The sequence below is a fragment of the Sphingobacterium chuzhouense genome (assembly GCF_014692525.1).
GTDB classification, from domain to species: domain Bacteria; phylum Bacteroidota; class Bacteroidia; order Sphingobacteriales; family Sphingobacteriaceae; genus Sphingobacterium; species Sphingobacterium chuzhouense.
On sequence record NZ_JACNYL010000002.1, the window covers coordinates 1 to 24,884 of the forward strand.

A 24,884-nucleotide genomic window follows, 5' to 3' on the forward strand; every position below is an offset into this window, starting at 1 on the left:
TCGGCAAGATACGTTTTGCGCACGACAGCCCATTACAGCATCTGTCCGTTCCGCGCACTATGTTAGCAGTCATCGTATTTGCCTTCGTGGTGTACATGGTACCAGGCATGTGGGGAGCACCGCTGAAATCGATATCGGCATTCCTGCCACCGTCGGCAACACAGGACTTTGACCTTTCCACAGTGAATTTTGGTACTACGGCAACTGGAACATCCAGCACGGGAAAGCAAAAGAAATACTATGAGATTTTCCACGAGCGCGGCACACCCAAAGGGTTTGATCCGTACTACGACTACGAAGAGGGGCTTGCCGCAGCGAAAGAGTTAGGCAAACCGGTACTCATCGACTTCACGGGCTGGAACTGCGTGAACTGCCGCAAAATGGAGGCCAACGTATGGACGGACCCAAAGGTGGCGACACTGCTTCGAGAAGAGTTCGTAATGGTGGAACTATTCGTAGATGACAGAACCGAGTTATCGCCTGAGGAGCAGTATGTTTCAGAATACTCGGGTAAACGCATCCGAACGATAGGTGCAAAGAACAGCGATTTCCAGGCCTCCGTATTCAACAGCAACTCACAACCGCTTTATGTCATTGTAGACGCAGAAGGCAACGTGCTGATACAGCCCAGCGGCGCGGACTACAACGTAAACAGCTATGCAGCCTACCTAAAAAGTGGTATTGATGCGTTTAAAGGTAATTTATGATCAACGGTTATACGATGTCTTCGCCACAATTTAATAGCTTTGTTTAGTTAGTTAAAGGGCAGTCGAGAGATTGCTCTTTTTGCATTTTATGGGAAAATCTGGTAAATTTACATTTCAGATGGAAATGAAGAATCGGTATACAGGCGTGGAAGACGCAGAACTGGCGCAGCAAATAAGATCTGGGAATCATCGCGCTTTCGAAGAGTTATTCCATCGATATAAGGAACGGCTGTACCGCCATGCCTATCATATGATTCCTGATGCTGAAATTTGTAATGATATCATACAGGATGTATTTATTGCTGTCTGGACGAAACGCAAATCTTTTTTTATAAAAACTTCTATTGTCGCTTACCTAACGCAAGCTGTTAAGCACCGGATTTTGGATCATATAAGTCATCAAAAAGTGGTCGAACGCTATTTGGAGGAGATCTATGATTTCAATAAAAATGGACGGTGTTATACGGAAGAATCTGTATTGGTGCGCGAGTTGGTCGCCCTAATCGAAAATGAAAAATCTGAATTGCCTCCACGCACCAAAGAGATCTTTGAAATGAATCGCGAGCAACATCTGAGTTACAAAGAAATTGGTCAGATGCTTGATATCTCCGAGAAAACTGCAAAGAAGCAAGTACATAATGCGCTACGATATTTACGTACTAAATTAACCATCCTACTTTTTTCTTTTTTAATTTTACTTTTTTAGTACTCCCTTTCACTTAGTTAGTCGTCTACTTTATAAATAACAGCTGAAATGCTGGATTAGACCTAATTAAAATATGGATAAAAAAGATATTTCAAATCTATTCGCGCGATATCATGCAGGAGAACCATTGAGCAAAGAAGAGAAGCTTTGGTTAGACAGTTTTTATCTGCATAAGGCAAAAGAGACGGGACACAAGCTAGATGCGGTTGATCTTCATAAAAATCTAAGTAAAGTTGAATCTTCAATTCGAGAAAAAACGTTTAAACGGAAGTCGATTTGGTTCAGAAAACCGCAATACGGTATAGCCGCAGCGGTTATAATATTTGTCTTGTCTGCGTCGCTGTATTTCTATCGTGCAAATAATTTAGCAAATAACCATGTGCAACAGCGTATATTATTTGAAAATATTACGGCGGGAACAGAGAATGCGGTTCTAGAGTTAGCAAATGGAGAACAATTCATACTAGATGGCAGTGCAAGTCTATCGGTTGCCAACGGCAATATCCTTGTGGGAAGCCGCCGAATAAATTTACAGGATCAGGGAATAATATCAACAGCATGGAATACCCTTCGTACCCCAAATGGAGGGCAGTTTAAAGTCATATTGGCCGATAGTTCGACCGTGTGGCTTAACGCAGGATCTCAACTTCGTTATCCTACTCAATTTGGAGACAATTACCGAGAAGTCGAATTAATAGGCGAAGCGTATTTCGAAGTAAGCCATAACCCGAAAAAGCCATTCCGCGTCAAGGCAAAAGATCAGCAGATTGAAGTATTAGGAACTGGATTTAATATTAGCGCATACCCTAATAATGTAACGAGAACAACATTGGTACATGGTAAGGTAAGGGTCGATCAAAAAAATATCGGCCACGGATATTCCGTAACACTGAAGCCAGGAGAACAGGCGACCTCTGTTCAAAGCGGTTTACAACATAAAGCTGCAGATGTCGACCAGATTACTGCTTGGAAGAATGGTGTGTTCAGTTTCAAGAAGAGTAGCCTGCAGGCAATTACTACCGAACTTGAACGTTGGTACAATGTGGAATTTGTTTTCGAAAATAAATCGATACCCTCGAAGCAGATCACTGGAGAAATTTCCAGAAACGTCAATTTGTATGATATAGTAGAAATGCTTTCTTACTTCGAGATCGATTGTAAGATTGAAGGGCGCACCGTATACTTGGATGTAAAAAAATAATTCAACCATAATAATCGACCATGAACTATAAAAAAAGTAAAGCCATTAACCTAAAGTGGGTGACGCCTTTATTGTTATCAATCATTTTATTTTCCTCACATTCCGTTGGGCAAATTAGTGTAAAGGCAAGGCAAGTTAACGCAAGGAGGATACTGAATGATATAGAGCAACAAAGCAATTATCGATTTGTATACGATGAGAGCAGCATTCAATTTCCACTCGTCAATGTCGAGCTGACTAATGCTTCTATCGAACACGCACTTTCTACCTTATTTGCCAACACGGATATTGCGTATAAAATCGTTAAGAAGAATATATTATTAAAAAATATAAATCAATCGGCTAGCCCTGTAGTGAGTATAAATAATCAAGAAGATGTGCCGCAACGCTATACATATACAGGGAATGTTCAAAATGAAGAAGGAACAGCACTGGCAGGGGCTAGCGTTAGGCTTAAGAATACAGATATAGTTACCTCCACAGACGAAAACGGCCATTTTATGCTCGAAAGTGAAACACAAAAGGGGATCATACAAATATCTTTCGTCGGATATGAAACCATAGAAGTTTCTGCAAAAATACAAATGGGAACCATTGTATTGCCCATGTTGGCTTCGGAGATCAGCGAAGTAACTGTTAATTTAAATACAGGATATCAAACGATCCCTAAAGAAAGAGCAACCGGTGCGTTCGGTTCCTTACCAAAGGAAAGCCTGGAACAACAACGGCTCAACGATTTAAATACGCTACTTGAAGGACGTATCGCCGGTTACCACGACGGTCGAATCCGTGGAACGACGTCGATGAATGGCGTTACAAGTCCCCTTTTTGTTGTGGACGGATTCCCAATCGAAACCAGTGCTATACAGTTTAACGGGAATATAGAGGAAGCGCTACCGAATCTAAACCTTGAAGATATCGAGTCCATCACGATATTGCGTGATGCGGCGGCGGCCTCCATTTATGGAGCTAGGGCAGCCAATGGGGTAGTGGTTATTGTCACAAAAAAAGGAAAGGCACAGGGTACGGAAGTAAATGCCTCAGCGGTTGTCACGCATACGCCCTACTATTATAATACCAGTCGGATTACTTCTTCCGCAGATATTATAGGCATAGAGCGTGAATGGGCTATGCGTAACCCACAATTGGATACCTTGTCAGCAGCAGGTGCAAATTCGTGGCTTAATCAAATGATATATCCTACACGTGGTATACAAACAATTCTCCAGCGATATGCAGGCAAGATATCCGAATCGGAAATGAACAGTCTTCTGGATGAGATGGCGAACAGTGGCTATCGATACTTTGATGATGTGGAAAGATATGGAAAACGCAATCCATTCGCGCAGCAGTACAATGTCAATATTGCCAATGGCAGTGAAAAAAATAGGTTCTATGCCTCTGCAACCTACAAGAAAAACTTATTGGAAGATACTTATAGTAAAGACGACAACCTGGGGATCAATTTGCGCAACACGACGCAGATTACCGATTGGCTGTCGGTCGAATTGAGCTCATTCTTAACATATGGTCATGCCAATCAACAGACTTATAATTTATTGAGCCCCCAGTTCACATATATGCCTTATGATGGGCTCAAAAATGCGGATGGCAGCAATTATATTTCTACGGAGGAATCGCGGCTAAGCCTACAGACAAGGGATATCATCCGTGCAAATAATCTATATAATATGGACATTGACCCGTTAAACGAGATGGCAAATAATATCCAACAGGAGAGGCGCTTTGGGAACCGGAGTTATATCAAGTTGAATGTCAAGTTTGCCGATTGGATTTCGTATACCGGCTCTTTCCAATATGAGTTCACTAGGAACAAAGGGGAAACGCTATATGACAAGAACTCTTTTTATGTACGCAACCGTGTGAACGGTTTTGCTCGTGAAATTGACGGGCAGCTGAAATACTTAATTCCCTATGGACATATATTTGCGACAAACGAACAAAATAACAACAGCTATATCTTTCGGCAGCAGGTCGATATAAATAGGTCTTTTGGTGAAGACCATAGCTTGAATGCCATTGTCGGAACAGAAATTCGGAACAATCACTTTACGCGTACCAACCAGACTTTACATAATTATGACCCCATGGTGCTTACCTACGATATGTTGGCTCCGGGTATTGGTTCCGGTGGGGGCGTGTTGGGAACTTATGCTCAATTCGATCAACGCACTGATGTATACGGTATATTTGACCAGGTTCGGCGCTATGTATCTCTTTACGCCAATGCAGGGTACGCCTACCGAGATACCTATTTATTGAGTGGAAGCGTACGTTACGACCGTTCGAATCTATGGGGAACGAGTTCTAAATATCAAAATAAACCGATTTGGTCACTGGGCGCTGGCTGGAATGTAGATCGAGAGGACTTTTTTGATGTCGATTGGGTCGATCAGTTAAAAATTAGGACATCGTACGGCATCGGAGGGAACATTGCACAGGATGTCAGTCCGTACCTGACCACCTATTATAGTTCCAATCCAAATGTTGGTGGGATATCCGGTACGGTCAGTAGTCGGCCTAACCCTTTGTTGTCATGGGAAAAAACCACCACCATCAATGTGGGTGCCGACTTCAATATTTTGAACAACCGTATAATGGGTAGCATAGACTACTATCGGAAAAAGGGCGAAGACCTTCTGGCCAGTGCCCAAGGTATACCCACAGAAGGGTTTGGATACAGTACATACGACTTAAACAACGGCGGCATGACCAATCACGGTATAGAAACCACATTGGGAGCCACGGTCTTGAGAAAGGATGATTTCAGCTGGAATATGAACGTCCTGCATGCATATAATAAGAACAAAGTGACATATGTCGATGTAGAGGCGCCTGTCTATTTTCTACAGATTGACTATCCGAACGCTTTTCCGAGAATTGGCAATCCTTATCAGGCAATATACGGCTATGCTTGGGCGGGTTTGGATGCCGACGGTATGCCGCAAGTGTACAATGATATTGGAGAAAAGGTTACTTCGACACCCTCTACGTTGGAATCCGTCGTTTATGCGGGATCAACTATCCCTACCCACACTTTTTCTTGGACGAACAGCCTAACGTACAAGAATTTTGATTTTTCGATTATGATGACCTATCAAACCGGACATAAAATACGTAACTCCGATCTGCCTTACTTAGGGGGGACTTCTCGGTTTGCCAATATCCGTATCGTCAATAAAGATATTGCCCATCGCTGGACAACACCAGGAGATGAAGAGCACACAGATATCCCGCGCTTAGTATTCCCTGAAGAAGAAGATCTTTATAACGCACAAAGCGAAAATATTTACAGAAATGCCAATATCAACGTCCTTGATGCGCGTAACCTGAATATACGGAATATGAGTTTGGCATACCGTATTCCGGCTAGCTATCTGGCAAAGTTTCATATTCCGGCCGCCCGTATCCAGATGAATGCGGAGAATGTCGCGCTGTTCGCGAAAAGCAAAAATGCGAAGAATATGCTGGGAGGCTACCGCCGGCCAAATTACGTTTTCGGACTTTACCTTACCTTATAACTGTTAACATCATGAAAAATCGTTTTATAAACTATATTTTTTTAGGCTTCGTTGCGACAGGGATGGCTGCTTGCAGTGATTATCTAAATATCTTGCCTAAAGGTCAAAAAATACCTTTAACCTATGCAGATTTTGAACCACTCTTACGCGATGAGCCGGGCGTACACCACACACGTACGACGCAGGCCACCATATTGCTCAACGATCGTTTTGTCAATGCATCCTCACTCAGCTACTACCGTCTATGGGACGCAAACTATTTTTGGCGGGAAGATGTAGATCGGAAAGAACTGAACAATACCGATGAAGATACTTACTATCAAAGCTACGCCAGTATAGCCAGCTGCAATCTTATTATTGAGAACGGGGAGGAGATGACTGAATGTACCGAACAGCAACGTGCAGAGTTGGTGGCCACGGCAAGAGTTATCCGAGCGCTTAATTATTTTATCCTCGCCAATTATTATGCCGCAGCTTATGATGCGAATACAGCAAACGATAAAAAAGCGGTGCCCTTGATTTTAAGTGCGGATGTCGGTGCGCCCCACACACAAGTCGATATAGCGCAGTTATATCGCTTTATGATCGATGAACTCGAGACTGCTTTGGTTGATCTGCCGGTTGCCGGCTTAACGGTATTACATCCTGGACAAGGTGCTACGCAGGCTTTATTGGCGCGTATTTATTTACAGATGAGCAATTATCCGTTGGCATTGCAACATGCAGATAAGGCCTTGCAGATAAACAACAAGCTCTTTGATTGGTTGGCTTACTATGAATTGAACAAAACGCGCATAGATGCCCCTACAGACTATACGCTTAAGGAAACACCGATGAATCACAGCTATGTAGAGAACTATTATTTCCGTCACGGTAACGATGCTTCCACTTATAGAACTACTGAGTATAACTTACGTTTGGACCGTATAGACCGTTTTGAAGACGGAGATGCTAAGTTTATTGCCCGTTGGAAATTACGTACGGTAGGTCCAGACACATACTACGCCAGTATGATGACGGGCTATCATAACCTACAAGGGCTTACCACGGTAGAAGTATACCTAATTAAAGCAGAAGCATTGGCTCGCGAAGGACGAGTGGGTGAAGCCATGGACGTGTTAAACACCGTTCGCAGAACACGCATATTGGCAGATAAATATGAAGATCTACAAACAGGTGATCCTGTACAGGCTATCAAATGGATCCAACGTACCAAACAAAACGAACTTATATTTTCGATCGTTCCGTTTGCAGATGTGCGCAGACTCAATCAAGAAGAAACATACCGGTCAACCATGACCAAGATAGAAGAAGGTAAAACATACATTCTTACTCCAGATTCTCACCTCTGGATCATGCCTATTCCATTTGGTGCAATCAAAAATCCGGGTAACGGCGTTATTGAACAAAATGTAGAAAAATAATAAATATATTAAGTATGAGAAAGATATTAATTGTCGCGCTTGCACTAAGCGCAAGCTTGGGCTACGGCCAACAAAAGGAAATGGATAAATACGAACAATACAGACCGATTCTGGAAAATGGTTCCAAGATACAAAAAGACTCCTTGGCGAATGAGCTGCTAAAGAGGGCAAAAACGACGAAAAATGAAAGCGAGCTGGAATTTGCAAATAATTTTCTCTACCGGTTAGGACATCAAGACAGTGCAGACTCCCTTCGTTCGGTGATTGCCAAGAAATTTCCAAAAAGCGTGACGGCACGTGGAGTATATATTCAAGATGTTTTCTATAAACAGGAAGATGCAAAAGCAAAAGAAAAAAGTTACACGCACCTTATCAAAAATTGGCCTGTAGATAAATCAGCCAGCGATAACGTAGACTACGACTATGTTATTGCCAGTGTGGCTAAATCTTTCGCCGATGAAGGAAACAAGGAGAGAGCGTTGTATTATCTCGACCAAATGAACGAACGCTTTTGGCGAGCACAGGGGTATATCCCTGTTGCGACCAAACTCCTAGAACAAGGTGACACTGTTGCCGCCATACCACTCATTCAGAAGGCGGTTGAAGATGCGGAATATTATATCAATCTCCCCAAGGAGCAAAAGGACAACAAAGCAGGATTTGCGGCTTTAGGCTATCCGGGCTATGTCAGTCAATTGGCAGAAATATACGATGCACAAGGCAAGCAGACCGAAGCATTACAGCTTATCGAACGTGCGATAGCTTTAGCTCCAGAGCAAGCCGCTCGGTTTAGTAGCAGTTATTTCAAGGGATTAGAGGCTGCCGATCGTAAGCTGGAAGCTTTACAACAGCTAGAATTGATCTATAGGCAAGGAGAATTTGCGCATAAAGATAAAATGACGGAACTGTATACAACCTTGAACGGTTCAGTTAAAGGGTTGGCAGCCTATTTTTCACGACTGGATCAGGAAGTCGTTAAAGGAATCCGAGATCATATCAAAGAAATGGAAACTTTCAAGCCCGCACCTGCTTTTGAACTGCTCAATATGAGCGGAGAAAAAGTGTCTTTGGCGAATTTGAAAGGTAAAGTATTGGTACTCGACTTTTGGGCTACATGGTGTCAACCGTGTATCCGTTCTTTTCCAGGGATGCAAGCCGCACAAGAAATGTACAAAGACGATGAAGATGTTCAATTTTTGTTCATAAATACATGGGAACGAGACAAAAACTATAAAGACAAGGTTGCTGCCTTCATTGAGAAGAACAAATACCCTTTTGAAGTACTGTTCGATGACCAAAAAGATGAAGAAACCGGAGAGATTATGGCAGGTAAATATGGCGTACAAGGCATTCCAGCAAAATTTATTATCGACAAAGAAGGAAACATCCGTTATTTTCTAACAGGATCATCGCCCAACGTCGATTATATCAAAATGGAAATGAAAGAACTGATTGAAACTGCAAAAAAGCCACATAAAGGGTAAGCTAGATAAAGCCTCTGTGTCCTGTAAAAGTCACAGAGGCTTTGCTCTTGAAAGGACACTTGGAGAAAAGCTATTTGAATCGCTAATATCCGATAAATTATGAATAATGGTAAAGGATGGAATTCATTTTGATATTCAAAAATATTATCGTAATATTGCGATATTAAATTAGGAACGATGGGACTTACAAAATCAGAAATATTCACGGACGAACAGAACAGATTGGCTTCTTTGTTCAAGGTTTTAGGCCACCCTGCACGGGTTGCCATTCTCCAATACATCATCAATCAGAAAGCCTGTATCTGTAACGATTTAGTCGATGAGCTGGGATTGGCACAGGCAACCATTTCACAGCACTTAAAGGAACTAAAGAATATAGGTGTCATACAGGGAACAATCGAGGGCAAATCCGTATGCTATTGTATTGATGACAAACTTTGGAAGCAAATTCAAGCGGAATTTAATGTGTTCTTCAACCAAGAGGTAAAAGTAAACAGTTGCTGTTCATAATATTTTTTTGACCCTTATTATCGTAATATTGCAATATATAGTTAAATATAAATTTTCAAATCTTACTGTTATGAAACTATCAACGATCAAAGAAATCCTGCCAACATTAGACAATGTTGAATTTCAATTGGAGAACGGGACATTTGTTCCCGAACACTTCCACGTGACGGAAATAGGACAGATTACCAAACATTTTATTGACTGCGGTGGTGTAGTCCGCACAGAGAAAACGGTAAACTTCCAATTGTGGGATGCCAACGACTACAACCACAGGTTAAAGCCGACCAAGCTATTGAACATTATCAAGTTGTCCGAAGAAAAACTGGGTATTGAAGATGCCGAAATAGAGGTGGAATACCAAAGTGAAACGATTGGCAAATTTGACCTGGATTTTGCCGGCAAGCATTTCATCCTAAGGAACAAACAGACGGCTTGCTTGGCAAGTGATGCCTGCGGTATTCCTGCGGAGAAACAAAAAGTAAAATTATCGGAGCTGAACAGCACTTGCTGTACACCTAATTCGGGATGTTGCTAAACACTAAAGAGCAATCGCAATGTATAAGAATTTAGTCGAAACCATAAAGGGGATTATTGATGTCCAAAACGTAAGTGAGGAACGCAAAAGGATACTGCAACCGCTGATAGATTATGTACAGCAGAAATCAAATAGCGGTGCGGATATAGACCTCAATTTTATCTGTACCCATAATTCACGTAGAAGCCATTTAGCACAGGTATGGGCGCAGGTTGCAAGTGCGTATTTCAATATCCCGAATATACATTGTTATTCGGGCGGTACGGAGGAAACGGCACTATTCCCGAAAGTGGCGGAAACATTGACCAATCAAGGTTTTACGATGTTCAAGATTGCGGAAACCGATAATCCTATATATTCCATAAAATACGGTGATAATGCCTTGCCTATTATTGGGTTTTCCAAACAATATGATAGCCCTTTCAACCCTGCATCGGCATTTGTCGCCATTATGACCTGTTCGCAGGCAGACGGCGGATGCCCTTTTATCGCGGGAGCGGAAAAGAGAATACCCATCACATTTGAAGACCCCAAGATTTCAGACGGTTCACCCGAACAGGCACAGGTATATGCCGAAAGAAGTTTACAGATAGCAACAGAGATGTTCTATGTTTTTTCAATGATTAAAAGTTAGCTGATGCAACCTAAACTCAAATTCCTTGACCGTTACCTTACCTTATGGATATTTCTTGCGATGGCGACAGGCGTAGGCTTGGGATATTTCTTTCCGAACATTTCCAATGCTACCGATGCCCTATCTGTAGGCACGACCAATATCCCTTTGGCGATAGGGCTTATATTGATGATGTACCCACCATTGGCTAAAGTGGACTATTCATTGTTGCCCAAAGCAGTTAAAGACACCAAAGTAATCGGCATATCTTTATTGCTGAATTGGGTTATCGGTACGGTACTGATGTTCAGTTTAGCCGTTCTGTTCTTACGGAACGAACCGGATTATATGACGGGTCTGATACTGATTGGTTTGGCAAGATGTATCGCAATGGTCATCGTATGGAGTGATTTGGCAAAGGGGAACAGGGAATACACGGCATTACTGGTGGCACTGAACAGTATCTTTCAGATAATAACGTACAGCTTCTTTGTTTGGCTGTTCATCAACGTATTACCGAATAAATTAGGCTTAGCCGATTTCAACGTAAGCGTATCCATGAAAGATGTAACCGAAAGTGTGCTGATATATTTGGGTATTCCTTTTTTCGCAGGTTTTATAAGCCGTTATGCACTTGTAAAATCAAAGGGCATAGAATGGTATAACCGTAAATTTGTACCCACAATATCACCTATTACATTGTATGCATTATTGTTTACCATTGTCCTGATGTTCAGTCTGAAAGGTGATAAGATATTGGAACTGCCAATGGATGTGGTAAAGGTAGCTGTACCGTTAATCATTTATTTTGTGCTGATGTTTTTCGTGAGCTTCTTTATCAACAAATCGTTGAATGTTCCTTACGACAAAAACGCATCCATCACCTTTACAGCCACAGGGAATAATTTTGAGTTGGCAATAGCCGTATCGATTGCTGTATTTGGTATTCATTCACCACAGGCATTTGTGGGCGTTATCGGCCCACTTGTGGAAGTGCCAATATTGATACTTCTGGTAAGAGCAAGTTTGTGGTTGAAAAAGAAATGCGTACAGATGATTTGAATCTAATCACAAAGATCTGGCCAAATATTATCGCTGCGATCGATTGGATCGATCAATATGGAGACATTGATGGCGATGGTTTTGTAGAATATATACTTAAGTCTAAAAATGGGCTAACGAATCAAGGTTGGAAAGATTCCTTTGATTCCATCATGCATGAAAACAATCAGCTTGCCGATCCACCCATTGCTTTATGTGAGGTCCAAAGTTATGCATACGGTGCAAAAGTTCACGCAGGAAAATTAGCCTTACGGCTCGGTCATCGAGACCTACCCTTGAAATGGGCCAACGAAGCCGCTGTGTTAAAAAAGAACTTTAATGAGCGTTTTTGGGATGAAGAACTGTCCAGTTTTGTTTTAGCGCTCGATGGTTATAAAAAACCGTGCAGGGTAAAATCTTCAAATGCCGGACATTGCTTATTTACAGGGATTGCCGACAACGATAAAGCGGTGCGACTTGCGGATACATTGCTTGATTCAGATATGTTCAGCGGGTGGGGAGTGAGAACCTTATCCTCCTCATCCGGCAGATATAATCCTATGTCCTATCATAATGGCTCGATCTGGCCTCACGATAACGCGTTAATAGCTTTTGGACTATCAAAATATGGGCTGCAAAAGCATGTTTTGAAAATTATGGAATCCATATTTGGCGCATCGCTATTTATGGAACTACAAAGAGTACCTGAACTATATTGTGGTTTTGAGAAAAGACCGGGGATAGGCCCTACAGCGTATCCCGTTGCGTGTTCGCCCCAAGCTTGGGCAGTAGGAACTGTATTTATGCTCTTACAATCTTGTGTACGGATCAGTATAAATGCGGTAAACAAAACCATAACTTTGATAGAATTCTACTTCCAGACTACTTTGATGAAATCCATCTCACTGACCTAAAATTGGGAGATAACAAATGTAGCCTCATCATTAACCGTTCGAAATACGGTGATGTAGGTTTTAATATTGTCTATAAACCAGATGATTGGGAAATCGTTATGAACTAACCGTTCACCAAGTTGCCAACTTCTATGAAAGAGGTTGCGGCTCTGGAGAACTTCCGGCAGGTCTCGACTTATCATCGGGCAGCGGGGTGAATATTTTATCATCCGTAGGCGGCAGTATAAACCGGCCTTGTTTCCAATCTTCTTTTGCTTGTTCGATTCGTTCTTTTCGGGAAGACACAAAGTTCCACCAGATAAAGCGTTCGCCTAGAGGCTCGCCTCCCAACAACATGAGTGTGGTGTTTTCTTTCGCACGGATAACAGGGTCTACGCCTTTGGTAAATACCAGCATTTGTCCGGCAGGGTAGGTTACATCAGATAGTTCAACGCTGCCTTTGACAATATAAAAACCCCGTTCCGAATGTTCTTTGGGAAGTCCAAAGGTAGCATCTTTTTGTAATACGACATGCAGATAAAACAAGGGAGAAACTGTTTTGACATCATTTTTTAAACCGAAAGCATCGCCGGCGATCAATCGCATCCAAATCCCGGTATCTGTAAAAACCGGTAACTCTTCTGGAGTGTAGTTAGCGAAGGACGGATCAGCTTCTTCTTCTTTTTCTGGTAAGGCGACCCAGGTCTGTACCATCTCCAAACCTCCAGCGAGCGCTGCAGGATCTTCAAATCGTTCGGAGTGCGAAATGCCTTTGCCTGCGGTCATCCAGTTCACTTCCCCCGGCCGGATAATTTGCTCTACGCCTAAACTATCCCGGTGGGTCATCTGTCCGTCAAAGAGGTAACTCACCGTAGAAAGCCCGATATGGGGGTGAGGAATAACATCCAAGGCTTTGTCTTCGACAGGAATGTTTGCGACAGGTCCGGCATGGTCCATAAATATAAAAGGGCCGATCATTCTGCGAAGTCTGAACGGAAGTATGCGTTTTACCTTCATCGAGGGACTGATGGCAGCCTGTCGTGCTTCGATTACAATATCTAACATAAGTTTATTTTTATAAGGGTATACATATCACCTTTTTCTCCCTCCGCTTATCATTGGGAAGCGTTAGTTGATAAAGATAAAATAAAAATTTATATTATATCAGATTTGGTCTATAAAGAAGAGCGCACCGCTCAGTCGGTGACGTCTTCGCTATCATCCAAGTTGCTTATTTCCAAGTTCTCCTCTTCTGCATCAGAGGGCGCATTATACATTTTTTCTTCCCGGTCTCTTTCCTTCCTCTGGGGTGGGCTTTCTGCATCATCTATGTCCTCTCGGAGCGGCTCCCTATCTACCAAGTCAGAATCTCGCAGATCGTCTGTCGTATTCTCCCGATAAACATCGTCCGCACCTCCGATAATAGGATCTTTGTTAATCTCTTGACCTTCTACATCTCCTCTTTGTCCTGTGCATCTTCTGGGATATTGTCAATTGTCATTATCACCAGCTCGGCTTTCTTTTTAAACTTTACTTTCAGACTCGTTTTCATAGCTTCTTTTTATTTTATTTAATGAACAGCTGTATTAAAGTTGGCCATTGATCCGTCCAAAATTGAAACTTTATTGAGCAACATCGACGACAAAGTGGATCCTAAAGTTATCGTGACCACAAAATCGAACGCATTCATTTTTGCTAACGTTCGCTTGCCCATTATCCGGACAATCGATAATATTGTAAAATACGAAACGATGCTGGCGATAATTACCTTTAAAAAGCTCTTGCCGTCACTGAAAAATAAATCTTCCATACATTGCCCTTTGTCTAAGCGAACAACTGAGATCGAGGAATGTTCAACGTTTCATGTCGTTCGGCTATTTTTAATACGTCGGGCTGCGAATATTGGATACGTCGCTTCGTTTCAAATATCGGACGTACCAGATCTTCGACCATAGTGAGGAAGAATCCCATTTCGAATGTCATCAGCCGCTATTTTCAGTATGGTATCATGTGGAACCAGGAGCCAGTTTTGCTTGGTAATGGTACTTGGTATCATGATATAGTTGTCTTTGTAACTTTTTGATATATCTAATGTGTCAACCTGTGAAGATGCAAGGATATTACATATATTTGCATGATTTTTTAGAAGGTTTTTTGAAAGGTACGTGTAATGTTAGATGTCCGCTGTCGTTTTTTGTTGTCTTTAATTTTTTTATTTTCAGTAAGTTACGTTTTTTCTCAAAGTGTAGAATTGCCCAAAGACTGGCATCATGCTAATTATGTAGACCATGAAATATGGGGGGTATCCACTCAACAAGCCTACGAATATTTAGAGGATCATAACAGTATTCTTCGGCCAGTGGTTGTTGCTGTCATAGATGGAGATCTGGATGTAAACCATGAAGATCTCAAGCATAAACTTTGGAAGAATCCAAAGGTAAATAATAAGAGATATCCAGGAGCCGAACATGGATGGAACTTTCTTGGCGTAGGCGATAACCGACTGATATCTAAAGTGGGAACCGAAGCCTTTCGGGAGTACAAACGCCTACGTCCTAAATATGAGGGAAAAAAGCGGGAAGACTTTCGGAAGACGGAAGATCTGAAGGAATTTGATTACTTTCAGCAAGTCAAAAAGGACGCGAAGATACAGGGCTACCTGAACTTCTTCCCGATTATAGAGATGACGTTCGATGCTTATCGCAAGACGGACTCCATCCTGCGTCTTGATCCGGTCTATCATGAAAATATTCGCTTAAATGAAGTTGTCAACCTTAAAGCGTCAGATACCACGTTGCAACAGTACGTGGATGCAGCAATACGATCGAATTGGAAGTTTGCCGATACCGTAAGATGGCAAGACGTGTATACCTATCAAACCGAGGAATACAATACAGCCGTCCAACGCATCAAGAGTCTGGACAACACGTCTAACCCCAGAGACAGTATAGGCGACGATCAGCATAGCCTGAAAGATAGGTATTACGGCAATAGCGTACTCGTCGATTCGAATAGTTTTCACGGCACATTTGTCGCTGGTCTCATCGGAGCCGAAAGGGACAATGGCATCGGAATAGATGGAATTGCGCAAAATGCACGCTTAATGGGAATTAGAGCTGTTCCCGATGGTGATGAATTTGATAAAGACGTCGCTTTGGCGATTCGCTTTGCGGTAGACCACGGTGCGCAGATTGTCAATATGAGCTTTGGGAAATACTATTCACCAAATGCGAGATGGGTAACAGATGCTATTCAGTATGCACTCAAGAAAAATGTCTTGGTTATACAGGCTGCGGGCAATGATAATAGAGATCTCGATACGGTGGTTTCCTTTCCCCGCCCGCCCGCTAAGATCAAAAAGAAACGGGACTCTTATTTAATGATCGGAGCAAGTACTTCTACCGGTGATAAGGCTTCTTTCTCCAATTATGGGAAGGAAGAGGTCGACTTCTTTGCACCGGGGGAGAAAGTCACGTCGACTGCTACATTTGATGCTTATAAACTAGCCAGTGGCACCTCCTTTTCGGCACCCGTTGTTTCGGGTATCGCGGCTTTGGTGTGGGGGAGCTACCCAAAACTGAAAGCTTATGAAGTGGCTGAAATATTAAGACTTTCGGCAGGAAAAAATTTACAAGACAAACTAAAAGGGTACGCCATCGTACCCGGCATTATAAATGCACACGACGCATTGCAGATAGCAAAGGAATATGTGGAAAAATAGTATCTGTTTAGCTCTTCTGATTACGATAAATCAAGTATGGGCACAACAATCTAATAACAATTTCAAGTACGAATCCGCCCATAATCTTATCTTAAACACACATTTAAGCCTAGATTGGTATGGGGACGTGTTCTTTTACCGCTGGGACACAGGAAATGGTACAGCCATTTATAGAGGGGACGCCAAAAAGAAAAAGTCTCCTGAACTCATCTTCGAAGAGCAAGACGTGCGAGAAACGCTTATCCGCTCGGGGTATGAGGTCGCTGACGACTGGAAGATATACGGCTTTGAGGCGAATGAGAAGTCAACAACGATACGCTTTCGATTTGATGGGAAGAAGATGGATTTCGACTGGAAAAAAAGACGACTTCGGGAAGCAACCGAAGACGAGCCGAACGCACCGCGGAAAAGTCAGTGGAGTGTGCAATCTTCTTGGAAGAAGTTTAATGCTGACAGTAGCGCGTATATTTTTGCACGCGGACACCAATTGTATATCCACCGAGCTTCCACTGGAGAAGAGATTCAGCTAAGTACAGATGGAAATCTTCATTATTCCTTCAATATTTCGGGAAACAGACCGGTCGACAGTTTGAAGAGTAACAGCACCAATGCCAATTGGGCAGGACGGTATATCGTCTCGTGGCGGGAGGACAAACGACAGGTGGAAGATATGTCTGTTTTGATTAACCTACACCAACCGCGCCCTATCTTGCGGACTTATAAGTTTCCCATCCCGGGCGATACTGCCATTACAAAGTTTAAGGTTGAGATCTGGGATTCCGAGACATTGGAGAAGAAGGATGTCGATATCGTTACAGAAGAGGATCAGCGTTTAATTTTACCGGGGCAGTTGGTGAATGGACGTACCTACCTGCATGCGCCGAGGTTAGGAAGTCATGAAGCGTTCGTTTACTTTTTGAGAAGGAACCGGCAAAATAACCGTGTCGAGTTATGTCGGCTCGACTTTGCTGCCGCAAAGGTCAAGGTGTTGATTGATGAAGTGACAGACCCGCATATCAATGAGCAATTGTTTTCCGTCCACATCCTTCCGGAGACTGGAGATGTTTTATTCTGGTCTGAACGCACGGGCTATGGTCAGTTCCATCGTTACGACCAGGATGGAAACCGGCTGAATAGAGTGGGACCCAAAGGCGACTATGTGGTTGGGGGCATCCACTATTTAGACACGGCTTCCCGCGCTGTGTTTTTGGAGGTCTACGGGTTTCAAAAGGATAGTAATCCTTATTATAAACAGTACTTACGTTGTGACCTGGATTCCGAATACGGGAAGTTAATAACGATAGAACCTTATCATCACCAGATAAAGCTTTCAGATAACAAAAAATATTTCTTGGGACAGTCTTCGGCTATAGATCAGCCGGGTCGTTATGTATTGCGTGATACCACTGGACGCTTACTGATGTCTCTTGGGCAGGCTGATCCCTCCAGATTGAAGGACGCCGGATGGAGGGCTCCTGAAAAGGTCGAGGTATTAGCTGCAGATCAGCACACGAAATTGTATGGGCTGCTTTATAAACCAGCGGACTTTGATGCTAGCGCAGTGTATCCCGTTATTGCTTCTGTTTATCCGGGACCACAGGACGACTTTGTACCGCGGGGATTTACGGTGGATGACAATTATCACCAAAGCTTGGCTGATCTCGGATACGTCGTCGTACAGGTTCCATCAAGAGGCTCTTCACCGCTCAGAGGCCTTCGGTTTCACAGCCATAGCTATGGCAATATGCGCGATTACGCTTTGGAGGATAATAAGCTGGCCATAGAGACCTTAGCAAAAGACCGGCCGTATATGGACTTGAACCGCGTAGGGATTTTTGGTCATTCGGGTGGCGGATTCATGTCGGCGACAGCTCTTTTGACATATCCAGATTTCTATAAAGTCGCGGTGGCGGCCTCGGGCAACTACGATCCCAATATATACACCCAATGGTGGGGGGAAACCTACCACGGCGTCAGCCCGAACGGGAAGCCTGGCTATATTCCAACAACATTGGAACTGGCTTCCAATCTAAAAGGAAAGCTGTTGTTGATAACGGGCGATATCGATGTCAATGTACATCCAGCACAGACGTTTAGACTGGCGGAAGCATTGATCAAGGCCGACAAGTATTTCGATATGATGGTCTTGCCCGGTAAAGATCATGGTTTGGGCGACAAATATTACCAAAATTTAATTCGAAATTATTTTTTATTACACCTAAATAACAATAATGATCAAGAAGTTCAAAAGTAGGGTATGGGCCAAGACGGCCGCCGCTACATTGGTCTTTTGCGCTATGTTTACCTTTACAGGTAGGAACTCGTTTGCTCAGCAGAACTCTACCACGCAAGAAATACAGAAAATCGAAGCTAAAGGGAGCGTAGTTGACGAATACGGCAATGTTCTCCCTGGTGCAACGATTGCAGTGGTGGGCACCGCACAAAGTACCGTAAGCGATACGGAAGGGAATTTTTCTTTAACGGTAAATAACGGGGACAAGGTTAGAATTTCTTTTTTGACGATGATACCGGAAGAGGTAGAAATCAGGTCAGATAAGCCTCTAAAGATCCGCTTGCAGTCTTACGATATCAGTATCGGCGAGGTGGTTGTCACGGGATACAACCAGACCACGACGAGACGGACAACCGGTTCGGTTGCCGTGGTCGATGGCGATCAATTGAAAGACCAACCACTGTTCAATGTAGATAAACTGTTACAGGGAAAGGTCGCAGGGTTAGACGTGAAGTCGGTGTCCGGCCGGCCGGGAGAGAGTTCTCGCGTTCGGATTCGGGGGACTAACACCATCACTGGCAACGCGGAGCCCTTGTGGGTAGTGGATGGAGTTCCCTTGCAAAAGGATATACCGCAGATTTCGTCTTCCCAGATTAAGACGGGGGACTTTACGGCCATCTTTTCGGGCGGACTGGCGGGAATCAATCCCAATGATATTGAGAGCGTAACCGTGTTGAAAGATGCCTCGGCAGCTGCAATCTACGGATCACGAGCAGCGGGAGGGGTTATCGTGGTCACTACCAAAAGAGGGAAGGCCGGCCGGATGCAGACCAGTTATTCCAATTATTTCTCGGTCAATATGAAGCCGCAGCGTATGATGGATTTGATGACATCGCCTGAGAAAATAGCGTGGGAGCAGACGCTGTGGGATCGTTTTTCCAAGGAAGGTTTTGAGAACAATACACAATATCCAACGATCGGCCTGGTAGGTACCGTGAGAGCCGGAAAAGGAGAGTATGCAGGCTTATCCGTGGAGCAGCAAGATCGTGTCTTGGCCGACGCTGCTTCGCATACCACAAACTGGTTTGAGGAGCTTTTTCAAAACTCGTTGTCCCAAAGCCATTACCTGAGCTTATCGGGAGGGAACGAGCGAAATCGATACTTTGTATCTGCAGGATATGGCACGAACAATGGCTTGGTGCAAAAGACCTCACACGATCGATACAATCTATCGGCGAAGATCGATATCACACCCAATGATCGGTTGCAGATCGCATTGAATACCGATTTATCCGCGCAGACGTCTACATCGCCTTCCGTGAATGAAGACTTATTCCGGTACGCTTATTTTGCCAATCCTTACGAAAGACCTTATAACGAAGATGGGTCTTACCGTGGCGATAGAACGTTTTATAGCCTCAAAGAGTATAACGGCGGCGGATATGATATCTATACCCCACCAAACGGATATAACATCTTGCGGGAAATAAACGAGACGTCTAATATTAATGACAATTATTCCGGAACGTTGACAGCGAATATAGGTTATAAGATCTTGGATCTGCTGCGTTTTTCGGGTATGGCGTCCTATAGTTATACCAACAATCAATCGGATAACATCAACGGCCGATATACTGGAGCGGCTTTTCGGGACCGACTGTATTTTGACGGATATCCTTCTACGCGTACCTATGGTTCCATTACGCAGACGTCTTCTGGTAACAGCAGTTATCTTGCACGCGGACAGTTTGAATTGGGCAATTTTTTAAAAGGTAAGCACCATATTTCTACCTTGATTGGATCGGAGATTCGTTCACAAAGAGCTAAGTCGGTCTTTACTAAACGTTATGGTTATGATGAGATTACCGGCAATGCGTCGATGCCGGTTCCTACCGATAATGGGAACCCGAGCTATAATGACCTGATCGCATATGCTGCAATGGTGGATGGTTTATCGGGACAGGTACGTTCGGAAGATGCCTTTGCATCATTTTATTTTTCGACAGACTACAACTACGATAGGCGGTATACCCTGAGCTTGACGGCCAGAACCGATGGCTCGAACAATTTTGGCTCGGACCAGCAGTTCAATCCGGCTTGGTCGGCGGGGTTGTCCTGGAACGTGGATCAAGAAGACTTCTTCGAAGTGATCAAACCCGTCATTAGCAGATTTAGTTTAAAAGCGGCAACAGGTTATACCGGGAATGTCAACCGTCAGGTATATCCACAACTGATTATGGACTATTTGACGACCTTCCGCAAGACGTATGACGATTACTACCGTATGGGCAGAATCGGCAACGCGCCGAACCGAAATCTGCGTTGGGAGAAAACCCAGGATTATAAAATAGCGGCAGATTTTGGATTGTTTAAAGACCGTATTACCGGTTTGGTAGAATATTATCAACGAAACAGTACAGATTTGGTTTCGGTGCTGCGGATACCTTCCAGCACGGGCTTCACGAGCCAGCGTTTTAATACTTCATCTGTGGAAAATACCGGTTTCGAGTTGACGCTTTCAGGTACAATTATCAAGAAACAGGATCTGTCTTGGGGCGTCTCTGCGAACATGGCGCACAATTATAATAAGTTGACCAAGTTTTCTACCGCTACCGGAACTGCAAACACAACGGCGGGCCAGCAGGTGGGTTACCCGTTGAATAGTATTTTTTCGGGTAAGGTAATCGGTATAGACCCCGCAACGGGGATTTATAAATACGCGCTACGTCCGGATGCGGTCATCTTATCCAATGCAGATCTTCGGGACGCGGGAAATTACGCCTTTTATATCGGGACTTCCGATGCACCCATTACCGGAGGTTTTAGTACAAATGTGCGCTATAAAGAATGGAGTTTGTCGGTTGGAGGGAACTTTAGCTTGAACGGTAAGATCATCGACGAGGTTAACCCGGTTACCAATTACAGTTCCATCCAGAATAGCTCAGGCGCATCTCGGGAGGGGATCCCGACGAGCTATAACGATCTCTATCTTCATCATGTCAATATCCCGAGAGACCGGGCAAATGTCTGGACCCCCGACAACCCTATCGTGAACAGCTATCCACGGCTGATCGATCATTATGCAGATCCGATCGGACTGGATTTGACCAACCCGACGTTAAGCACGATCACGCGCGCGTCGATGTTAAAAGATGTATCCTATCTCCGCATAGGTGCCCTGCACCTCGGCTATAATTTGAAAGAGGATTGGACGAAACGACTAGGGATCGGTAGTGCGGGGCTAAATTTCTCGATGAGTAACCTGTTTACCTTTACCAATTACGATGGTATAGATCCAGAGACTCCGGGGGCAGTCTATCCGCTTACGCGTTCATTTTCTTTCGGTTTGAATGTTGGTTTCTAATAGAATATATGTATACATGAAAAAGATACTTTTTTTTACTTTGATCACCTTTAGTATCAGTAGCTGTACCGATTATCTAGAGGTGAAGACCTACGGAAAGGCGATCCCAAAAACGTCTGAAGAATTTTCGGCTCTGCTGCATACGCATTTAAATGATATTGACTATGGAGCAGACCATGTATTGATTGAAAATGCTTCCGCACTCGTGTCCATGGAGAGTATTACCGACAATTTCAGCGTTGCCTTGACCATGCCTGCGGGTACGGTTCTGCCAAAATATATCGGCGATATGCTGGGAGGCAATTCGGGCAGCAACAAGCAGCGTCGGTATGAATTACTGTATGCTGTTGTTCGAGATGCGAATATCATTATTAATAATATGCCATCGGTGGAGCACACCGACGAACAAAATGTCATGGGAACGGCATACGCGATGCGCGCCATTGCCTATTATCACTTGCTCCGCGAATTTTGCGAACCCTATGAAAGCGACGAGCAGCTGGGTTTGCCTATTGTGCGCGATTTTGATATGGAGGAGCGTCCACTGCGGTCTAACTATGGAATGACCCGAACTTTTATTGAAGATGATTTCAAATCGGCATTATCCTTCGCCGTATCCGACGAGATCTACCGCTATACCGAAGATGTCGTGAAAGCATATCAGACCCGTTTCTATTTTTGGACCAAACAATGGGATAAAGCCGCGCCGCTGGCGAAGGAAATTGTTTCGGACTATCCATTAGCGGAAGGGCAGGCTTATACAACCATGATTCAAGCCAGAAATGAAAAAACAGGCAATGTTTTATTCCGGTCCTATTTATTTCCGGGCAATCAGGATCAAGCCTTTACGGATGCCCAAAGAGTTATCAAGACACGCCCGTTGACGAAGGAGTTCGTCGATCTATTCGAAGAAAGGAATAGAGATATCCGCCACGCGCTTTATTTCGATAACAAACGGCTCACCCAAAAAATGCTGAGCGGCAAGGTACGGTCGGCCGAATTTCAGTTGGTACTGGCCGAATGCTACGCCCATTTAGGTCAGCACGACCTAGCGCTGGAAGCTGTGAATACGCTCCGGAGCATGCGGATAGCCAATTATGTAGACTATTCGTTGGAAACGCTCCCGGCAGTAGATCTCTCGGCCTTAATTAAGGTGGATGCGGAAGGCAAGCTATTGACCCCCTTGATGCAGTTGATCCTGAGAGAGCGCAGGAAAGAGCTTTTTGCAGAAGGAGACCGGTTTTTCGAGCTTAAACGCAATGGCAGACCGACGTTTTGGGCCGCCAGCAACGGACTTAAATACACAACAGAAGAATATATGTATACATTTCCACTGCCTCGTATCGATGTCGAGCTTATTCCGGGATTAATTCAAAACGAAGGTTATCAATTTTAATAAGATGAGAACACTTACGAAGATATTTTTTATAACGATGGTATTTGCGACAATCGCGTCTTGCGATAAGCCAGACGAAGTACCACCCAAGTCTCAAGCCTTTATACGGGAATATGTGATGCCCGAGCCTAGCTTGCTCACCAACGAGGAAAGGGAGATCGTAAACAAAGAAAGAGAAGAATACAATAAACTATAATTTAAATAACAATGATGAAAAACAAACTGAACGCCATTTTGGTGGTATTATTAACCGTTACAGGGTTATTTGCGTCTTGTTCGAAGGATGACGACAACGCTACATTAACCACAATCGGTTTTGCAGAGGAAAGGTTCTCCCTCGATATGAACAATGAAGCTACGCTGACGATCGTTTCCACAGCTGCCATGTCCAGTGGTCAGGCAGTTCCTCTTACCGTGGTCAGCAACTTGGTGGAAGGCGAAGATTATGAGCTATCGACAGATAAATTTACGTTCGCCGAAGGCGCTAGAGAGGCCAAGGTGACCGTTACGTTATTAAAAGACATTGCGGATGAAGATGCATTGGAGTTTAGCTTAAGTCCAGTCGAGTTTGGTACATTAGGGCTTTCAAAAGCGACGATTGGTGTGAGCAACGCTGACGTTATTCTATATACATTTGATAAGCCAGACTATACGTTGACGCAGAGTATTGAGCTGACGTTGCAATTGAGTAAGATTACAGGTAGTTTCACGGCAGAAAAAGCGATGGAATTCGAGGTGGAGCTTGACCCTGCTTCTACTGCAGTGGAAGGAGAGCATTTTAGTTTCGCAGATGGTAAGAAAATTATTATTCCGGCAGGTCAGAATAAAGGAACGATTAGACTGAATCTGATACAGCACGAAGAGGATAAAAAAGAAATCGTTTTAAAATTAAAACAGTTGCCGGTTGTTTTTAGAGCTGGAAATTACGATAAAGGAGTAGTAAACACGTCAGACGCCACGATAGACCGCTTGGTGGGAGAATGGAAGTTTTCTAGCTTACATAATGTAGAGTGGTGGCAACAATCTTGGGGTATTGATGTAACTGGATTTCCTAAGAATACAGTTGATGATGTGCTTATTTTCGAAGGAGAAGATCTACGCGTAGATCATACAGCCGAGCTAAAAGTAAACCTCACCGGAGATCTGAAAAACTATTTAAGAAATAGCACTGTTGAACTTTTGGACGAGGTGGTTGAAAGGATGCAGGAAGATGTAGGACAACCAGTGGTGCAAATGTTGTTGGCGAAAGTAACGGCTAATGTGCACTTTTCTGCTAAAGAGGTGAAAGAGCGTCAAGCTGAAATCGGCTTAAGAGTATTCGATCACAGCGGAACGGAATACCTTGATGTAACCATTCGCGACTATGAGCCTACGGATTTTCTGAAGGACACTTACGAGATGTTCAAAATGTTTGGCGATGATCCGGTCATGAAAAGTGCGCCACTACGTTTCCGTTTCGAACGCGTGAAATAACGTCTTAAAATTATCCATGTTCACCATGATGATTTTATCAA

The 24,884-nt window shown here is 43.6% G+C and carries 20 protein-coding genes; 17 read left to right on the forward strand and 3 right to left on the reverse strand.

Annotated features, from left to right (window positions below; genetic code table 11):
• Window positions 1-95 precede the first annotated feature (95 nt).
• The 11 genes from H8B21_RS06345 to H8B21_RS06395 all read left to right on the forward strand — a co-directional run bounded on the left by H8B21_RS06345 (window position 96) and on the right by H8B21_RS06395 (window position 12,677).
• Window positions 96-707 carry a thioredoxin family protein gene (locus tag H8B21_RS06345; RefSeq protein WP_223814885.1) on the forward strand — a complete coding sequence of 204 codons (612 nt, stop codon included), beginning with the start codon at window positions 96-98 and terminating at the stop codon, window positions 705-707.
• 118 nt (window positions 708-825) lie between these two features.
• Window positions 826-1,413 (forward strand): RNA polymerase sigma factor, encoded by a 588-nt coding sequence (locus H8B21_RS06350; protein WP_190312979.1) that lies wholly within the window; start codon window positions 826-828, stop codon window positions 1,411-1,413.
• Window positions 1,414-1,486: 73 nt separating this feature from the next.
• Window positions 1,487-2,614, forward strand: coding sequence for a FecR family protein (locus H8B21_RS06355; RefSeq protein ID WP_190312980.1), 1,128 nt, complete (start codon window positions 1,487-1,489; stop codon window positions 2,612-2,614).
• A gap of 20 nt (window positions 2,615-2,634) precedes the next feature.
• A complete protein-coding gene (locus tag H8B21_RS06360; protein WP_190312981.1) occupies window positions 2,635-6,156 on the forward strand; it encodes a SusC/RagA family TonB-linked outer membrane protein in 3,522 nt (1,173 codons plus the stop codon).
• Between the two features lie 11 nt (window positions 6,157-6,167).
• The gene (locus H8B21_RS06365) at window positions 6,168-7,580 is read left to right on the forward strand and encodes a RagB/SusD family nutrient uptake outer membrane protein (RefSeq protein ID WP_190312982.1); all 1,413 of its coding nucleotides are present in this window, start codon (window positions 6,168-6,170) and stop codon (window positions 7,578-7,580) included.
• Between the two features lie 14 nt (window positions 7,581-7,594).
• Window positions 7,595-9,064 (forward strand): TlpA family protein disulfide reductase, encoded by a 1,470-nt coding sequence (locus H8B21_RS06370; RefSeq protein ID WP_190312983.1) that lies wholly within the window; start codon window positions 7,595-7,597, stop codon window positions 9,062-9,064.
• 177 nt (window positions 9,065-9,241) lie between these two features.
• On the forward strand, window positions 9,242-9,574 hold the full coding sequence (locus tag H8B21_RS06375; protein WP_190312984.1) for an ArsR/SmtB family transcription factor: 333 nt from the start codon (window positions 9,242-9,244) through the stop codon (window positions 9,572-9,574).
• A 70-nt stretch (window positions 9,575-9,644) separates the two neighbouring features.
• On the forward strand, window positions 9,645-10,109 hold the full coding sequence (locus tag H8B21_RS06380) for a DUF6428 family protein (protein WP_190312985.1): 465 nt from the start codon (window positions 9,645-9,647) through the stop codon (window positions 10,107-10,109).
• A gap of 19 nt (window positions 10,110-10,128) precedes the next feature.
• Complete coding sequence (locus H8B21_RS06385) at window positions 10,129-10,743, forward strand: arsenate-mycothiol transferase ArsC (protein ID WP_190312986.1); 615 nt, start codon at window positions 10,129-10,131, stop codon at window positions 10,741-10,743.
• 3 nt (window positions 10,744-10,746) lie between these two features.
• Window positions 10,747-11,784, forward strand: coding sequence for an ACR3 family arsenite efflux transporter (gene arsB, locus H8B21_RS06390; protein ID WP_190312987.1), 1,038 nt, complete (start codon window positions 10,747-10,749; stop codon window positions 11,782-11,784).
• Complete coding sequence (locus H8B21_RS06395; RefSeq protein WP_190312988.1) at window positions 11,766-12,677, forward strand: amylo-alpha-1,6-glucosidase; 912 nt, start codon at window positions 11,766-11,768, stop codon at window positions 12,675-12,677. Before arsB ends, H8B21_RS06395 begins: the two co-directional genes overlap by 19 nt.
• A gap of 129 nt (window positions 12,678-12,806) precedes the next feature.
• Here the strand turns inward: H8B21_RS06395 and H8B21_RS06400 are convergent, their stop codons facing one another.
• The 3 genes from H8B21_RS06400 to H8B21_RS20725 all read right to left on the reverse strand — a co-directional run bounded on the left by H8B21_RS06400 (window position 12,807) and on the right by H8B21_RS20725 (window position 14,712).
• A complete protein-coding gene (locus H8B21_RS06400; RefSeq protein ID WP_190312989.1) occupies window positions 12,807-13,721 on the reverse strand; it encodes a pirin family protein in 915 nt (304 codons plus the stop codon).
• A 505-nt stretch (window positions 13,722-14,226) separates the two neighbouring features.
• Complete coding sequence (locus H8B21_RS06405) at window positions 14,227-14,466, reverse strand: DUF421 domain-containing protein (protein ID WP_190312990.1); 240 nt, start codon at window positions 14,464-14,466, stop codon at window positions 14,227-14,229.
• Window positions 14,467-14,577: 111 nt separating this feature from the next.
• A complete protein-coding gene (locus H8B21_RS20725; protein ID WP_262891546.1) occupies window positions 14,578-14,712 on the reverse strand; it encodes a hypothetical protein in 135 nt (44 codons plus the stop codon).
• Window positions 14,713-14,907: 195 nt separating this feature from the next.
• On the opposite strand from H8B21_RS20725, the gene H8B21_RS06410 reads away from it, so the two are divergent.
• Genes H8B21_RS06410 through H8B21_RS06435 form a run of 6 tightly spaced genes read left to right on the forward strand, consistent with a single transcriptional unit; the run spans window position 14,908 to window position 24,843 of the window.
• The gene (locus H8B21_RS06410) at window positions 14,908-16,377 is read left to right on the forward strand and encodes a S8 family serine peptidase (RefSeq protein WP_190312991.1); all 1,470 of its coding nucleotides are present in this window, start codon (window positions 14,908-14,910) and stop codon (window positions 16,375-16,377) included.
• On the forward strand, window positions 16,364-18,631 hold the full coding sequence (locus H8B21_RS06415) for a S9 family peptidase (RefSeq protein WP_190312992.1): 2,268 nt from the start codon (window positions 16,364-16,366) through the stop codon (window positions 18,629-18,631). The genes H8B21_RS06410 and H8B21_RS06415 overlap by 14 nt, the downstream gene beginning before the upstream one ends.
• Entirely contained in the window at window positions 18,609-21,974 is a 3,366-nt protein-coding gene (locus H8B21_RS06420; RefSeq protein ID WP_223814886.1) for a SusC/RagA family TonB-linked outer membrane protein, read from the forward strand. Before H8B21_RS06415 ends, H8B21_RS06420 begins: the two co-directional genes overlap by 23 nt.
• Window positions 21,975-21,990: 16 nt before the next feature.
• Window positions 21,991-23,370 carry a RagB/SusD family nutrient uptake outer membrane protein gene (locus H8B21_RS06425; protein ID WP_190312993.1) on the forward strand — a complete coding sequence of 460 codons (1,380 nt, stop codon included), beginning with the start codon at window positions 21,991-21,993 and terminating at the stop codon, window positions 23,368-23,370.
• A gap of 4 nt (window positions 23,371-23,374) precedes the next feature.
• Window positions 23,375-23,566 carry a hypothetical protein gene (locus H8B21_RS06430; protein WP_190312994.1) on the forward strand — a complete coding sequence of 64 codons (192 nt, stop codon included), beginning with the start codon at window positions 23,375-23,377 and terminating at the stop codon, window positions 23,564-23,566.
• Between the two features lie 11 nt (window positions 23,567-23,577).
• Window positions 23,578-24,843 carry a DUF4843 domain-containing protein gene (locus H8B21_RS06435; protein ID WP_190312995.1) on the forward strand — a complete coding sequence of 422 codons (1,266 nt, stop codon included), beginning with the start codon at window positions 23,578-23,580 and terminating at the stop codon, window positions 24,841-24,843.
• Window positions 24,844-24,884 lie beyond the last annotated feature (41 nt).